This window comes from Billgrantia sulfidoxydans, from assembly GCF_017868775.1.
GTDB classification, from domain to species: domain Bacteria; phylum Pseudomonadota; class Gammaproteobacteria; order Pseudomonadales; family Halomonadaceae; genus Halomonas; species Halomonas sulfidoxydans.
The window spans coordinates 1,272,851-1,287,589 of record NZ_CP053381.1; the positions used below are offsets into that span (position 1 = coordinate 1,272,851).

The window sequence follows — 14,739 nt, forward strand, 5'->3', positions numbered from 1 at the left end:
GCTGACGGCTCCCGACCGCAGGAAACCGCCATGTCGACTGACACCGCGGCGCTTGGCAGCGCATCGCTGCTGCCGCGCCATCTCGCCGTATTACTGCTGGCCACCGTTGCCACCCTGTTCGCCGGTAATCATGTCGCGGCCCGCCTGGCCTTCGACGAGGGCACCGGGCTGCTGCTCGCCGTGCTGGTGCGCTCGGCCGCGGCGCTCGTCGTGCTGATGGCGCTCTTCCTGTGGCAGGGCAAGCGCCTGGCGCTTCCGGCCGGCTCGCGCCCCTGGCAGCTGCTGGCGGGGCTGATGGTCGCGATTCAGAGCCTGTGTCTCTATTCGGCGGTGGCGCGGATCCCGGTCGTCGTGGCGCTGTTGTTGATGAACACCTTTCCCATTCAGCTGGCTTTGATCACCTGGGCGCTGGGCGGGCCGCGCCCGACACTGCGCGCGGCGCTGATCATGGCGGCGATCCTGGTGGGCCTGGTGGTGGTGCTCGACGTCCCGACCTGGCTGGCGAGCCCCGCGACGCTCGGGCCGGCGTGGCTGCCCGGCGTGGCGTTCGGGCTGGGGGCGGCCACGGCCTTTTCGGTCGCTCTGTGGGTCACCGAACATCACCTGGGCCAGGTGGGCAGTACCCTGCGCAGCCTGCTGACCATGCTCACGGTATTCGTCGTGATGCTCGTAGCCGGCACTCTGCAACTGGTACCGGGCGGCATGGCGCTGCCCGGCAGCGGCAGCGGCTGGGCAGCGCTGGTGGCACTGGCGCTACTCTACAGCGTGGCTTTTTCGGTGCTGTTCATCAGCGTGCCGCGGCTGGAGATGGCGCGCAACGCGCCGGTAATGAACGTCGAACCGGTCGCTTCGCTGCTGCTGGGCTACCTGGTGCTGGGGCAGATGCTGTCGGTCACGCAGCTGGTCGGCGGGGCCATCGTGCTGGGGGGTATCGTGGTGCTCAGCCTGTCGCCGCGCTGAGTCAGCGTCGGCGCCGAGCCTGGTACGGGACGATTCGTCTTGCGCGTATCCCGACTCTGTACCAGACTTGGAGTCGGTGTATGGAAACACTGTTTCTTAATGGAGGTACGATATGAGACTGCTTGCCGTTTCCACCGCTGCGCTGCTCACCGCGGCCTTCGCTTCCTCGGCCCAGGCCCAGCAGTATCAGATGCCGATGTACCCCCGCGCCTATGCCGGCGCCGATGCCATGTTCTGGGAGCTCGACCCCGAGCAGGGCTCTTCGGCCGACTCCGTGGGCCTGCGCCTCAACGGCGGCGCGCAGTTCAACGACTACTTCGGCGCCGAGGCCCACCTGGGCACCGGCGGCTCCGAAGGCTCGACCGAACTGGATTATCTGGTGGGCGCCTATGCCAAGGGTATCCTGCCGGTTTCCCAGGAGTTTCGCCTCTACGGCCTGGCGGGCTTCACCGAGGTGGACTTCGATGCCGACCGCGAGAGCGGTTTCTCCTACGGTGGTGGCGCCGAGTTCGACATAGCGCCCAACCTGGCCGTCGGCGCCGACTACATGCGCTACCTGGACAAGTCCGACTACACCTTCGACGCCGCCAGCGTCGGGGTTCGCTATCGCTTCTGAGGCGCCTGCCGTAACGTCCCGACCAGCCCCCGTGGCCGATGCCATGGGGGCGTCTTCGTCGTTAGCGGCTCGATGCGCTTCCCGGCCACCTTCCCTGCTCCTTCCAGCCTGCCAGCAGGTCGGGGAGATGCTTGAGCTCCCGGTTTTCGACGACTTCGACCTGCAGGCCCTGCAGGCGCTGCAGCTCGGTGAGCCGCTGCCGGGAGGTATCGAACTCACCGCAGGCCAGCAGCACCCGGGTGGCGGCAAGCCCTGCCGAATGGTTGAGCATGCCGTGCAACCGCTTCAGACCCTGCTCGACACAGGTTCTGGTCCCGGGCCGGGCGATGAGGGATTCGATGAACAGCAACTGGTTGCGTTCCACGGCCAGGCAGTCCGATACCACGGGTTCGCCGTTGTGCTGGCCGCTCAGGTCGAGAATGTGGGCCTCGCTGCAGACGCGCGACAGCCCGGCCTCCCGGGCGCTGAGCCAGGTATACTCCGTCAGCCAGCCCCCGCCCAGGTAGCGTCCAGCCTCCACGGAATCGATGTCGACGACCTCCGGCGCGTCGCTTGACCAGCGCAGCAGGCCGGCCTCATGCAGGGCCTTCAGCGCATCGGTGGCGGGAAAGTTCGGCGCGGCCTTGAGCCATTGCCGCTCGGCGCCGGGCCGGAGCCGGGCCCCCGATTGTCGGTTGACGCTCTCCAGCACGCCTCCCTCGCCGTGGACCATGTCGTGCAGTTCACCGAGCAGGACGGCCAGGCGATCGGCATGGTGGGCGAGATAGCGGGTGAGAGACTTGCGCTGGGCGCAGGCCTGGCGCCAGTCGTCGCTGTCGGAGAGTGCCCGGACACGCTTGCGGCCGTTGGCCTGCAGGTAACGGTCGACGTCCAGCACCGGCTCGATGGCCATGACCTCGGGAGCGGAGTCCGGGCCGTCACAGGCCATGCGGTAGAGCGCACCGGCCTGAATGTCCACGTATAGCCAGTCGGCGGAACAGCGCCGCATGGCCTGCTGGAACAGCAGGGCGATGAGCGTGCTGCAGCCGCCGGCATCCAGGGTCACCGAGAGGGTGGGCGTGTCGAACTGCTGGCGATACAGGGTCTCGGCCAGTTCGTCGGCATAGCGGGCACAGCGATCGGGTTCGTCGGCGGGAAGTCTGGGGTGTGTCTCGATCGCGGTGCCGGGGGGCAGCTCGTGACGCAGCAGGATCGCCAGCCGCTCGGTCGCCTGGGGGGGGGATTGGCAGGGTATCAGCACGATCCGCTGTGGGCGCAACTGCAGAATGGGAATGAGGCTTACCTCGGGGCGCTCGGTCACCAGCGCGACGTGCAGGTGTGACATGGGCTCGCTCCCTCCGCACTTCTCCTTGCATATTTCTACAGGCTACATCCGAGCGCTCCATGCTGTCGCCTGTGGCGACAAAAAAACACGCCGGCGCTTGGCCGGCGTGATCGTCTTGCGACAAGGTCGCGGTGCTCACACCTCCTTGTAGAGTTCCGCACCTTGCCGGCGGAACTTCTCCGCCTGTTCCTCCATGCCCTTCATCACCGCGTCCGCGTCGCCGTCGAGGCCGTGCTCGGCGGCGTAGTCGCGCACCTCCTGGGTGATCTTCATGGAGCAGAACTTGGGTCCGCACATGGAGCAGAAGTGGGCGACCTTGGCGGAGTCCTTGGGCAGGGTCTCGTCGTGGTACTCGCGCGCGGTATCCGGGTCGAGGCCGAGGTTGAATTGATCCTCCCAACGGAACTCGAAGCGCGCCTTGGACAGGGCATTGTCGCGGCGCTGGGCGGCCGGGTGACCCTTGGCCAGGTCGGCGGCATGGGCGGCGATCTTGTAGGTGATGATGCCGGTCTTGACGTCGTCCTTGTTGGGCAGCCCGAGGTGCTCCTTGGGCGTCACGTAGCAGAGCATGGCGCAGCCGTACCAGCCGATCATCGCCGCGCCGATGCCGGAGGTGATGTGATCGTAGCCCGGGGCGATGTCGGTGACCAGCGGGCCGAGGGTGTAGAACGGCGCCTCGTCGCAGTACTCCAGCTGCTTGTCCATGTTCTCCTTGACCAGGTGCATGGGCACGTGGCCGGGGCCCTCGATCATCACCTGCACGTCGTGCTTCCAGGCGATGCGGGTCAGTTCGCCCAGGGTCTTGAGCTCGGCCATCTGCGCCTCGTCGTTGGCGTCGGCCACCGAGCCCGGGCGCAGGCCGTCGCCCAGCGAGAAGGCGACATCGTACTGCTTGCAGATCTCGCAGATCTCCTCGAAGTGGGTGTAGAGGAAGCTCTCCTGGTGGTGGAACAGGCACCACTTGGCCATGATCGAGCCGCCACGGGAGACGATGCCGGTGACGCGCTTGGCGGTCAGCGGCACGTAGCGCAGCAGCACCCCGGCGTGGATGGTGAAGTAGTCCACGCCCTGCTCGGCCTGCTCGATCAGGGTGTCGCGGAACACCTCCCAGGTAAGATTCTCGGCCACGCCGTTGACCTTCTCCAGGGCCTGGTAGATCGGCACCGTGCCGATCGGCACCGGCGAGTTGCGGATGATCCACTCGCGGGTCTCGTGGATGTTCTGGCCGGTGGAGAGGTCCATGATGGTGTCCGCCCCCCAGCGGATGCCCCAGGTCATCTTATCGACTTCCTCCTCGATGGAGGAGGTCACCGCCGAATTGCCCAGGTTGCCGTTGATCTTCACCAGAAAGTTGCGGCCGATGATCATCGGCTCGGACTCGGGGTGGTTGATGTTGCAGGGGATGATTGCCCGGCCGGCGGCTACCTCGGCGCGCACAAACTCCGGCGTGATCTCTTCGGGTAGCCTGGCGCCGAAACCCTGGCCGGCATGCTGATGGCCGAGGATGCGCTCCACTTCTGCCGTACCCAACGCCTGCCGACGCTGGTTCTCGCGAATGGCGATGAACTCCATCTCCGGCGTGACGATGCCCTGGCGGGCGTAGTGCAGCTGGGTGACGTTCTTCCCCGCTTTGGCGCGCCTGGGCGTGCGGGTCAGGTCGAAGCGCAGCGGGGCGAGCATGGGGTCGCTGGCGCGGCGCTTGCCGTACTCGGAGGTGGGGCCGTCGAGGAACTCGGTGTCGCCGCGCTCCTCGATCCAGGCGCGGCGCAGCTCGGGCAGGCCGCGGCGCAAATCATTGCTGGCCGCCGGGTCGGTGTAGGGGCCGGAGGTATCGTAGACCAGCAGCGGTGGGTTCTCCTCGTCTGCACCGGAGGTCTTGGTCGGCGACAGGCTGATCTCGCGGAAGGGCACGCGGATGTCGGGTCGCGAGCCTTCGACGTAGACCTTGCGCGAGCCGGGCAGCGGCTGGATGGCGGCTTCGTCGACCTTGGCGGTCTCGGCGAGGAAGTGGGCGGTCTTGCTCATGGGTTAGGATCCTTGATGGTTGTTGTCGGTCAGGGGGCGTCAGAGGCTGTGGTCGAGCCCCATCTGCCAGAAATCGATCTCGAGCCGGGTGGCATCGCGGAACACCTCGGCCAGCTCGGCGAAGCGCGCCGGGGTGACGTCGGCCAGGCGGGCGTCGAGCCACTCGAGCTCGGCACGCATGGCGACCTGGAAGTCGTCGCTTGCGTACATGGCGATCCAGGCGTCATAGGGATTGGCGTCGCCGCGCACGGTATCCGGCTGGGCGTTCAGCCAGTTGGCGATCTCGCCGTAGCCCACCAGGCAGGGGGCCAGCGCCACGTGGAGGTCGAGCAGGTCGCCACGGTTGCCGGTATCGAGTACGTAGCGGGTATAGGCCAGGGTGGCCCTGGCCTCGGGCAGCGCGGCCAGCTCCGCCTCGGTGATGCCCCACTCGCGGCAGTAGCCCACGTGGAGCTCGAGCTCCACGTCGAGAATCGCCTTGAGCCCCTCATGGGCCTGGCGCAGATCACTCAGGGTGCGGCTCTTGTAGGCGGCCAGGGCGTAGGCGCGGGCGAAGTGGATCAGGAACAGGTAGTCCTGCTGCAGGTAGTGGCGAAAGGCGCCTTCGTCGAGGGTGCCGCTGCCCAGCCGGCGCACGAAGCCGTGCTCGATGTAGGCGCGCCAGTCGTCGTGGCAGGCGTCGGTCAGGTCGGTAAAGCGATAGCCCATCTGGCCTCCGGTGTGAAAGGATCCGGAGTGCGGGCGAAGGGGAGAAGAGTGGGACAGGGCTGAGAAGGGAATACTGGCGCCCTGGTCACCGCTTGATTCCTACGCCGGTACGAGCCGGATCAGGTTCAACGGGCCCCGCCGTGACGACACTCTGATTCAGAATATCGTATGGCGATCTCAGCCGGTTCCACCGGCACCCCGTCAAGCGTTGTGGCCAGTCTAGCAGGTCGTTGGCCGCTTTCCAGCCATACGTACCCCTTGGCTCATTCGGTCGGCACCTCCAGGCGTTCGAACCAGGTCTCGCTATCGGGCAGCGTCAGCTCGCTGGCGGGTTGGCCGCCGGCATACCACGACCGGGCGTTGCGCAACTGCCAGCGGCGGCGTTCGCCATCCAGTTCGATGCCCAGCCGCAGCGGCCCATAGCGGGCAAAGGCGCGGCCAGCCAGATGCGAGTCGCGCAGGGCGAGGTTGGCCAGCAGCTCCAGACGCTCGCCGGCCTGCACGGCGATGTTCTCCACTCGGACGGTATCGTCGTTCAGCATCACTCTCGCCTCGCCGTGCACCTCGCCCAGCGTCAGGCGTTCGCGCAGCCAGCGCCGCTCCCGGGCGGCATCGACGAGCAGGCGGACCAGCAAGCCGCTGTCGCGCATGGCCAGGTCGAGCCGGGCGTCGAGGGCCAACGGTGTTTCCCAGCGCATGTTGCCTTCGGGCACGTCGAGCCGGGCCCACCAGCCACGGGTGAGGTTGCCGCCGTCATCGGTCAGGTGCACGTTCTCGAGGCCCAGTCGAGAGCCGGAGATATCGAAGGTGAGGGTCTCCAGGTCGCCATCGGCGAGGCGGGTTGCCAGGTGCAGTTCGCCTTCGAGAATCTGGTCATGTAGCGCGAGGCGGGCCTGGGGCGCCCGCAGTTCCAGGTGGCCGGCGGCGCTCATGCCATCCAGGTGCAGTTGGGCGGCGAGGCGTGCTTGGCCTTCGATCAGGCTGATGCCACCACCCTCCGGCAGGTAGGCGTTGAAGGCCGCGAGGTCTGGCGCCACCACGTGGGGCATGTCGATGTGCGTGCTCAGTTGGCGAAGGCCCTCGGGCAGCCCGAAGTGGCGCGCCCGGCTGCGAAGCTCCAGCAGGCGCCCTTCGATCAGCGCACCCTCGGTCTCCTGGCGGCGCAGGCCGAAGCGGGGCAGGCTGAGATGCAGCGTGGCGCCGGGATCGGTGACCTCCAACTCGAGCGAGCCGTCGCCGAAGGCCTCGTAGTGCAGGAAACGGGCGGCGAGTCGGTCGGAGTGGGCCTCGAGCCGGCTACCGGATGAGGGCATCCCCTCGGCAAAATGGAGGTCGGCGCGCAACCTGCCGCTGCCCTGCACCGACAGGCCTTGCTCCTCGGGCAGGAGAGCATTGAGGAAACCGAGTCGGTCGAGCAGGCCGTCCAGCCGCAGCGTGCCGGCCAGCGGCCTGCGGTGTGCTTCGCGCCCGGGCCAGTCGAGGCCGCCTCGCAGGCGTGCCTGGCGGGCCACCAGCAGGGTGCGCAGTGTCTCGCCGTCGTTCGCCGAGGCGATCATTTCCACCCGGCTGCCGGAGAAGTCCAGCAACTGGCGGGCCGGGTCGAGATCGCGCAATGCCAGGGTGGCGTCCAATGCACCTCGGAACGATGTTCCCCGCAGACGACCATGAATGGCATCGCCCGCCAGGCTGATGCGCCCCCGCCCACGTGCCTCCTCTAGTGTGAGAGATCCGTCGCTGCTGGCCTGGCCGCCGTCCAGCTGCAGCGGCACGCCCTCCGGTAGATAGGCGTTGAGTACGCTCGCATCGGGGATGCGGGCGTCGTGCCAAGTCACTCGCGCCGTGGGGGAGTGAGCGATCCTCTGCGTGATCGGAAGCGTGGCAGTCAGCGCCAGGTGATCGGCCTGGAAGAGCCGACGAGCATCGCTCAAGCGGGTGAGGTCCACATCGTTGACGGCGAGGTCGTCGCTCGCCTCGGGATGGGGCTCGCCGGCTTGCACAGCGATGAGAAGCTCCCCCTCGCCGCGAGCGTGGTGGCCGAGGAAGCGAGCGCCGAGCGCTTCGGAACGTACCTCCAGTCGACTCCCTTCCTGCGGCTGCCCGTGGCGCACGTGCAGCGTGCCAGAAAGCCGGCCGCCTCCCTCCAGCCCGAGGTCGAGCCCGTCGAACAGTTCGGTCAGGATAGGGTCGAGCACGCCGAGATTGGCAAGGCGACCGTGCAGGGCCAGTTCCGCCGACCAGGACGGATCGCCCTTGAGCAGGCTACCGCCGTTCAGCGCTCTCCATGCCTGTGGCGCGCGAACGCGAGCGGTGGGCAGCGCCAGCGTCGTGGTGAGCGGCTGCACCTCGCCCGGGGCGGCGGCCTCCAGGTCGAGGCGGGTACCCGAGACATTTACCACGCCACGGGTCACGTCGAGTTCGGCGATGGGCAGGTGCAGGTCGAGCCGTCCTCTCAGCGGCTGCTCGCCGAGACGCAGGGCGATGCGGTCGCCGCTCAGATCGAAGCTGCCGGAGAGGCGTTCGGCGTCGTAGGCGAGCCCGCCCTGCAGCCTTGCCGAGCCGCCCTTCAGCTCGAGCGGTACCGGTGGCGGGAGATAGTGATCGAAGGCGGCGATGTCCGGCGCTTCAGCGTCGTGCCAGCGTAGTTCGGCATGCTGGAGCTCGTCCGGCGGCGCATGCAGGTGCAGCCCGGCAGTCTCGAGCGTTAGCCGGAAACCCTCGCCGTTCAGCAGGGCAGGCCGAGAAGCGGCGCCGGGCGTGGCATCGCGCATGGTGATGGCGCCGAGGGCAAGGGCGAGACGGGCGTGCTCTTCGACGTTGACTTCCACTGTGCCACTGCCGTCGACCCGGTAACGAGTGCCACCCTCGAGCCAGCGCCGCTCGTCGAGCTGGACGGAAAGGCGAGGGGAGTCCAGGCGCAGGCGGCTGCCCGGCTGCACCTCGCCGTTCACGACGGTCAGTTCGACTTCGAGAACACCGTGGCCGCCGATCTGTAGCCAGCCCAGGTCGGCGAGGTAGGGGTTGAAGAGGTCGTAGGCGTCGCTTCGGCCGGCCAGGTCAAGGGAGCCGGAGATGAAGCGCGCCGCCTGGCTACCGGCATGGTCCTTCAACGCCAGCGGGGCGAGTTCGAGGTCGGCGTCAAGCGCCACGCTCTCCACCAGTGGCGTATCGTCCTGAAAGATGGTGGCTCGTTCCCACTGCCCTGCCATGGCTTTCGCGGCCAGCTCACCGTCACGCCAGACGACGCCGCTCAGGTGCAGGTGGCCGCTGCCCCGCAGGCGGTACGCACCCAGGCGAACCTGGCGAACGCCCTCGGCGTCGAGGCGATGAAGGCGCAGCTGGCGATTCAGCAGCGAGGCAGGTGAAAGCACCAGGCTGGCGCGCTCGGCCACGAGCGCGTAGCGGCGCCCGCCGCCAGTGCCGGACAGGCGGGGCTCGGTGATCGTGAGGTGGCCGGGAAAGAGCGTCCAGGCGCGCTTCCACTCGAGCGCGATCCGTGGCTCACGGTCGAACTGGCGGCGGGCCCAGTCGCTGGCGAGCAGGGCGTTGGCGACAGCCAGATAGAGCACATACAGTGTCGCCGCGAACGTGACAAACCCTGCCAGCGCCCCGAGTGGCGTGGTTCGGGTCATGCGCGGCTCCCTCGTCCCTGAGGCATGCAATCTCCTCGCTGCGAACGGCGGTAGGGCCGTTCAGTAGAGGCGGTACGTCTTGTGATTCGGTACGCCCTGCTGCTCCTCGATGACCTTGCGGTAGCGCTTGTACTCCCACTGGTACTGGGCCGGATCCAGGGCGATGGCGTCCTCCACGCAGGCGTTGACACCGGTGGCCGATTGCGTCTCGTCGGTCGAGTAGACGCGCTCGTCGGCGGCGAGGAAGTGGATCGCGAAGCCGCGGCCGGGAAGACGCCGGGCCACGCCGGTGACCACCCGGGCGTCGGTGCGCGCGACCAGCTTGGGCAGCAGAGTCGCGGTGTAGGCCAGGCGATGGTAGAAGGGGGCGAACACGCCGCTGCCCCAGTCGGGCTCCTGGTCCGGCAGGATGCCGACGGCCTCGCTGCGCTTGAGCGCCTTGAGCAGGGCCGCGACGCCACGCGGGTTGGTCGGTACCAGGCTCGCGCCCATGCGCTCTCTGCCCTGGCGTATCACCGGGTCGAGTTCGGCGATCTTGGGCGGCTCGTACATGGCGGTGAACGGAAAGTGACTCGAGAGCCAGAAGTTGAGCACCTCCCAGTTGCCGAAGTGCGGGGCCAGGACGATGACGCCGCGCCCCTCGGCGCGGGCTTCGTCGAGCAGTTCGCGGCCGTGAATCTCGAGAATCGACCCTTCGACCCGCTGCGGCTCGCCCATCCAGGCGAAGCCCAGTTCGAGCATGGTGGCGGTGGAGTGGGTCAGGCTCTGCCGGGCGAGCCGGCGACGTTCGGTTGCGCCCTGGTCGGGGTAGACCTCGGCGAGGTTGGTTTCGGTGACCTCGCGTTCGCGGCGGCTGAAGCGATGCACCAGCGGGCCGGCGATGCGGGCCAGCCGCCAGAGCATGGCGGGACGGTAGCGGGCCAGGATATGCCACAGCATGGCGATGGCACGGCCCTGCACGGTGGCGGTGGGTGGCTGCGGCTCGCTCATGGCTCAGATCAGCCAGGCATCCACATTGTCGGGGGCACGCTGCTCCTGCAGGCGCTTGATGCCCTTGACGCAGCGAATCACCAGCCAGACGACCACCACCAGCCAGGTCACGAAGCCGATCAATACCAGCATCAGCAGCGCAGAAATGGCGAAGTAGAGCAGCGCGAGCCAGAAGGTGCGGATCTGGTAGCGATAGTGCTCATCGAACCAATGGGGTCCCTCACCGCGATAGACGTAGGCGATCACCACGCCGACCAGCATGGTCAGGCCGCCGGTGACGATGCCTGCCAGGAACAGCGCATAGACGACGATGGGCAGGGTGGTGTCGGGCGCGCCGCCCGAATCGATGACGCTGCGGCTCTCGGGACTTTCGTTCATGAGGCATCCAGTCGTTCATGGTTTGCGTCAATGATACCGGCCGTGGGCGACATTGCCAGGGAGGCGTCTATTCGAGCGCCTCCTTGAGCGGGCGGCTGATCTCCAGCAAGTTGCCATCGGGGTCGCGCAGATAGAGCGACTCGATAGGGCCGTTGGCGCCTTGGCGGGTGACCGGGCCGAGCTCGACTTCGACATCCAGCGCCGCCAGGTGGCGCTGGACCTCGTCCAGCGGCAGCAGGCTGCGCAGGCACAGGTCGAGGCTGCCCGGCGTGGGGGTGGCGGCGCGCGGCTCGATGTCGGTGGCCGTCCAATGCAGGCGCAGGGCGATGTCGCCGAGCATCAGGTCGACTCGCTCGCGATCGCGATAGCGCACCTCGAGCCCGAGCACACGGGAGTAGAAGTCCACGGCGCGGGAAATGTCGGTCACGGTGATGACCAGGTGGTCCAGACCTGACAGCATTGCCGGCCTCCTCGTTGTGATGCGGTTTCTGTAAGCTATGGTTCGCCAGGCCCAAAAGGATACGACGATGCCGACCTGCCCGCTATGCGCATCCCCCGATTCGCGACTTTTTCACCGCGACGCGAGGCGCGACTACTACCGTTGCGGGAACTGCCGGCTGGCATTCGTACCACCGGAGCAGCACCTGTCGCCCGAGCAGGAAAAAGCGGTCTACGACCAGCACGAGAACCACCCCGACGATCCCGGCTACCGGCGCTTCCTGGCACGGTTGTTCGTGCCCCTGCGCAGTCGTCTGACGCCGGGTGCCCGTGGCCTCGACTTCGGTGCCGGCCCCGGCCCGACGTTGTCGCTGATGTTCGAGGAGGCGGGCCACCCCATGGCGATCTACGATCCGTTCTACGCGCCGGACCCCGCCGTGCTTGAGCGCCGCTACGATTTCGTTACCGCCACCGAGGTGGTGGAGCACCTGTTCGAGCCGGGCCGTGAGCTCGAGCGTCTTGCGGCCATGCTGCCCGAAGGGGGCTGGCTGGGGCTGATGACCAAGCGCATGACCGACGAGGCGGCCTTCGCCCGCTGGCACTACATCCTCGACCCCACCCATGTGTGTTTTTTCAGCGAGGCGAGCTTCGAGTGGCTGGCGCAGCGGCTCGGCATGAGCGTCGAGTTTCCCGCTGCGGACGTGGCGCTGCTCCAGCAGCGTTCGGTTCGCTGAGGTTCTTGATGCCCATCAATTTTCCCTTGCCGCGACTGACCTAGAGTCATAGGGCAGGCAAGCGTGTCCGCAGTCTTGCTGCGCTTGGCGGACATGTCCCGCACAGCATGGCGATGCCAGGGGAGGGAACATGGGTAACGCGGAGGTGGTAGCCAGTAAGAGCGAGAAGCGGTTTTGTTTTCCGACGGCCTTTACCATTCTGTTCGGCTTGACGATCCTGGCGGCGGTACTGACCTGGATCGTGCCGGCAGGTCAGTACGAGAGGGTATACGACGAGTCGCTGGGGCGCGAGGTCACCCTGGTGGGTAGCTATCAGCAGGTCGAGGCCAACCCGCAGAATGCCTGGGACGTGCTGATGGCGCCCGTAGCGGGCCTGTACGACCCCGGCAGCTACGAGGCCAACGCGATCGACGTTGCCCTGTTCGTTCTGATCATTGGGGGCTTCATCGGCGTAGTCACGGCCACCGGTGCCATCGATGCCGGTATCGGGCGTGCCATGAAGCGTATGGCAGGCCACGAAAAGTGGATGATTCCGCTGCTGATGGGGCTCTTCGCTCTGGGCGGCACGACGTATGGAATGGCCGAGGAGACGCTGGCCTTCTACATGCTGTTGATCCCCATCATCATTGCCGCGGGATACGACTCGGTGACGGCAGTGGCGATCATTCTGTTGGGGGCGGGGGTCGGGGTGCTGGGCTCGACGGTCAACGCCTTTGCCACGGTCATCGCCTCCGATGCTGCCGGCATACCCTTCACCGACGGTCTGACCCTCAGGTTGATGATCCTGGTGCTGTGCTTCGTCGCCACCGTCCTCTATGTGATGCGCTACGCGGCCAAGGTCAAACGAAACCCCGAGGTTTCCATCGTCGGCGACCAGCGCGAAGCGGATCGAGAATATTTCCTGAGCCAGCGGAGCGCGGAAGAACTTCCTTTCACGCGTACTCGCATGCTGGTGCTCGCCCTATTTGCCGCCACTTTCCTGATCATGGTGTGGGGAGTGCTGATGGCCGGCTGGTGGATGGGAGAGATGACGGCGCTGTTCCTGGCGTCCAGTCTGGTCATCGGCGTGACGGCTCGCCTGGGAGAGGCGCGTTTCGTGGAGTCTTTCGTCGGCGGAGCCAAAGAGCTGCTGGGCGTGGCACTGATCATCGGTCTGGCGCGGGGTATCGTGGTCATCATGGATGCCGGCCTCATCACCGATACCATCCTGCATTGGTCCGAGGAGCGGGTGAGCGGCCTTTCCAACGTTGCCTTCATCAACGTCATGTACTGGCTGCAAATCATGATGTCGTTCTTCGTTCCCTCTTCCTCGGGGTTGGCCGTAATGAGCATGCCCGTGCTGGCACCTATGGCCGACTTTGCGGGAGTAGGGCGAGACCTGGTCGTGACGGCCTACCAATCCGCGAATGGCCTGGTCAACCTGATCAATCCGACCTTTGCCGTGGTCATGGGGGCGTTGGCGATAGGGCGTGTGCCCTATGAACGCTGGCTGCGCTTCATGTGGCCGCTGCTGGTGATTCTTACTCTGGTCATCCTCGGCTGTCTGAGTCTGGCGGCAATGCTGGGGTGAGGCACTGCAAGGTATCGAATCAGGCGTGCACGGCCGCCTGCCAGTTCGAGGCGTAACGAGGCGGTTAGCCGCTAACGGAACCGTTGGCGAGACATGCGAAAGGAGACGTCCCCATGCCGATTCAGCTAGGCGTACATTCCGAAGTCGGCAAATTGCACAAGGTGTTGGTCTGTTCGCCGGGGCTCGCCCACCAGCGCCTGACGCCGGGCAATTGCCACGAGCTATTGTTCGACGACGTGCTGTGGGTCAGCCAGGCCAAGCGTGACCACTTCGATTTCGTGACCAAGATGCGTGAGCGTGGGGTGGAAGTGCTGGAGATGCACAACCTGCTGACCGACATTTTGAAAAGCGCTGATGCAAGGAAATGGGTGCTGGATCGCAAGATTACTCCCGATCTCGTCGGGGTCGGGCTCGCAGACGAAGTTCGCGCTTGGCTGGACGACATGGAAGCAAGGCAGCTGGCGACCTATCTCATCGGCGGCATTTCGGGTGCCGATCTTCCCGAGACGGAAGGGGCGGAAGTATTGAAGATGTTTCGTGATTACCTGGGGCACTCGAGCTTCCTCCTACCGCCTCTACCAAATACCGTCTTTACCCGCGATACGACCTGCTGGATCTATGGCGGGGTCACGCTGAACCCGATGTACTGGGAGGCCAGGCGGCAGGAAACGCTGCTGACCACGGCCATCTATCGCTTCCATCCCTCCTTTACCGACGCGGAGTTTCGAACCTGGTATGGCGACCCTGAGCGCTATCATGGGCTGGCCACGCTGGAGGGTGGCGACGTGATGCCGCTTGGCAAGGGCATCGTCCTGATTGGCATGGGCGAACGCACGTCGCGACAAGCCATCGGTCAACTGGCCCAGTCTCTCTTCGAAGCCGAGGCCGCTGAGCGAATCATTGTCGCGGGGCTGCCAAGATCCCGTGCCGCCATGCATTTGGATACCGTGTTCAGCTTCTGCGATCGCGACCTGGCTACGGTGTTTCCTGAAGTGGTGCAGGGAATCGTGGCATTCAGCTTGCGCTCCGACGAGAGCAAGCCCGGCGGCATTGACCTGCGCCGCGAAACCTTGCCGTTCCTGGACGTCGTTGCCGAAGCGCTTGGCCTGAAGGCGCTGCGTGTCGTCGAGACAGGGGGCGACTGGTTCGAGTCGGAGCGTGAGCAGTGGGACGACGGCAACAACGTCGTGGCGATCGAACCCGGTGTAGTGATCGGCTATGACCGCAATACCTACACCAATACCCTGCTGCGCAAGGCCGGGGTGGAGGTGATCACCATTGACGCAAGCGAACTGGGCCGTGGGCGCGGCGGCGGTCATTGCATGACCTGCCCCATTGTGCGCGATCCGATCGACTACTAGCCGAAA

The 14,739-nt window shown here is 66.3% G+C and carries 12 protein-coding genes and 1 riboswitch; of the genes, 5 read left to right on the plus strand and 7 right to left on the minus strand.

Going from position 1 to position 14,739, the window contains the following annotated elements; all coding sequences use genetic code 11:
* Window positions 1-30: 30 nt before the first annotated feature.
* Window positions 31-960 (plus strand): EamA family transporter, encoded by a 930-nt coding sequence (locus HNO51_RS06000; RefSeq protein ID WP_197450130.1) that lies wholly within the window; start codon window positions 31-33, stop codon window positions 958-960.
* Window positions 961-1,072: 112 nt separating this feature from the next.
* Window positions 1,073-1,576, plus strand: a complete 504-nt coding sequence (locus tag HNO51_RS06005; protein ID WP_197450131.1) for a porin family protein — start codon at window positions 1,073-1,075, stop codon at window positions 1,574-1,576.
* A gap of 61 nt (window positions 1,577-1,637) precedes the next feature.
* Here HNO51_RS06005 and HNO51_RS06010 read toward each other — a convergent pair whose 3' ends face one another.
* From HNO51_RS06010 to HNO51_RS06040, 7 genes are all read right to left on the minus strand, one after another.
* Window positions 1,638-2,900: a PDDEXK family nuclease gene (locus HNO51_RS06010; protein ID WP_209538751.1), complete on the minus strand. Its 1,263-nt coding sequence runs from the start codon at window positions 2,898-2,900 to the stop codon at window positions 1,638-1,640.
* 135 nt (window positions 2,901-3,035) lie between these two features.
* Entirely contained in the window at window positions 3,036-4,925 is a 1,890-nt protein-coding gene (gene thiC / locus HNO51_RS06015) for a phosphomethylpyrimidine synthase ThiC (RefSeq protein WP_209538752.1), read from the minus strand.
* Between the two features lie 39 nt (window positions 4,926-4,964).
* Window positions 4,965-5,633, minus strand: coding sequence for a thiaminase II (tenA, locus tag HNO51_RS06020; RefSeq protein WP_197450134.1), 669 nt, complete (start codon window positions 5,631-5,633; stop codon window positions 4,965-4,967).
* 79 nt (window positions 5,634-5,712) lie between these two features.
* Window positions 5,713-5,844, minus strand: a riboswitch (TPP riboswitch).
* Between the two features lie 52 nt (window positions 5,845-5,896).
* Window positions 5,897-9,262, minus strand: coding sequence for a hypothetical protein (locus HNO51_RS06025; protein WP_209538753.1), 3,366 nt, complete (start codon window positions 9,260-9,262; stop codon window positions 5,897-5,899).
* A 60-nt stretch (window positions 9,263-9,322) separates the two neighbouring features.
* Window positions 9,323-10,252 carry a lysophospholipid acyltransferase family protein gene (locus tag HNO51_RS06030; RefSeq protein WP_197450136.1) on the minus strand — a complete coding sequence of 310 codons (930 nt, stop codon included), beginning with the start codon at window positions 10,250-10,252 and terminating at the stop codon, window positions 9,323-9,325.
* A 3-nt stretch (window positions 10,253-10,255) separates the two neighbouring features.
* A complete protein-coding gene (locus HNO51_RS06035; protein WP_197450137.1) occupies window positions 10,256-10,630 on the minus strand; it encodes a DUF4870 family protein in 375 nt (124 codons plus the stop codon).
* A gap of 67 nt (window positions 10,631-10,697) precedes the next feature.
* On the minus strand, window positions 10,698-11,090 hold the full coding sequence (locus HNO51_RS06040) for a VOC family protein (RefSeq protein WP_197450138.1): 393 nt from the start codon (window positions 11,088-11,090) through the stop codon (window positions 10,698-10,700).
* A 67-nt stretch (window positions 11,091-11,157) separates the two neighbouring features.
* Here HNO51_RS06040 and HNO51_RS06045 point away from each other — a divergent pair, with 67 nt between their 5' ends.
* The 3 genes from HNO51_RS06045 (at window position 11,158) to arcA (ending at window position 14,733) form a co-directional block, all read left to right on the plus strand.
* The gene (locus tag HNO51_RS06045; protein ID WP_197450139.1) at window positions 11,158-11,802 is read left to right on the plus strand and encodes a class I SAM-dependent methyltransferase; all 645 of its coding nucleotides are present in this window, start codon (window positions 11,158-11,160) and stop codon (window positions 11,800-11,802) included.
* 130 nt (window positions 11,803-11,932) lie between these two features.
* Window positions 11,933-13,372, plus strand: a complete 1,440-nt coding sequence (locus HNO51_RS06050; protein WP_197450140.1) for a YfcC family protein — start codon at window positions 11,933-11,935, stop codon at window positions 13,370-13,372.
* 113 nt (window positions 13,373-13,485) lie between these two features.
* A complete protein-coding gene (gene arcA / locus HNO51_RS06055; RefSeq protein ID WP_197450141.1) occupies window positions 13,486-14,733 on the plus strand; it encodes an arginine deiminase in 1,248 nt (415 codons plus the stop codon).
* Window positions 14,734-14,739 lie beyond the last annotated feature (6 nt).

What these genes read in the sequence shown, in the direction of transcription:
- HNO51_RS06040 (WP_197450138.1), bottom strand. Translation starts at nt 11,090, where the DNA reads ATGCTGTCAGGTCTGGACCACCTGGTCATCACCGTGACCGACATTTCC.
- HNO51_RS06035 (WP_197450137.1), bottom strand. Translation starts at nt 10,630, where the DNA reads ATGAACGAAAGTCCCGAGAGCCGCAGCGTCATCGATTCGGGCGGCGCG.
- thiC (WP_209538752.1), bottom strand. Translation starts at nt 4,925, where the DNA reads ATGAGCAAGACCGCCCACTTCCTCGCCGAGACCGCCAAGGTCGACGAA.
- HNO51_RS06005 (WP_197450131.1), top strand. Translation starts at nt 1,073, where the DNA reads ATGAGACTGCTTGCCGTTTCCACCGCTGCGCTGCTCACCGCGGCCTTC.
- tenA (WP_197450134.1), bottom strand. Translation starts at nt 5,633, where the DNA reads ATGGGCTATCGCTTTACCGACCTGACCGACGCCTGCCACGACGACTGG.
- HNO51_RS06010 (WP_209538751.1), bottom strand. Translation starts at nt 2,900, where the DNA reads ATGTCACACCTGCACGTCGCGCTGGTGACCGAGCGCCCCGAGGTAAGC.
- HNO51_RS06025 (WP_209538753.1), bottom strand. Translation starts at nt 9,262, where the DNA reads ATGACCCGAACCACGCCACTCGGGGCGCTGGCAGGGTTTGTCACGTTC.
- HNO51_RS06030 (WP_197450136.1), bottom strand. Translation starts at nt 10,252, where the DNA reads ATGAGCGAGCCGCAGCCACCCACCGCCACCGTGCAGGGCCGTGCCATC.
- arcA (WP_197450141.1), top strand. Translation starts at nt 13,486, where the DNA reads ATGCCGATTCAGCTAGGCGTACATTCCGAAGTCGGCAAATTGCACAAG.
- HNO51_RS06050 (WP_197450140.1), top strand. Translation starts at nt 11,933, where the DNA reads ATGGGTAACGCGGAGGTGGTAGCCAGTAAGAGCGAGAAGCGGTTTTGT.
- HNO51_RS06000 (WP_197450130.1), top strand. Translation starts at nt 31, where the DNA reads ATGTCGACTGACACCGCGGCGCTTGGCAGCGCATCGCTGCTGCCGCGC.
- HNO51_RS06045 (WP_197450139.1), top strand. Translation starts at nt 11,158, where the DNA reads ATGCCGACCTGCCCGCTATGCGCATCCCCCGATTCGCGACTTTTTCAC.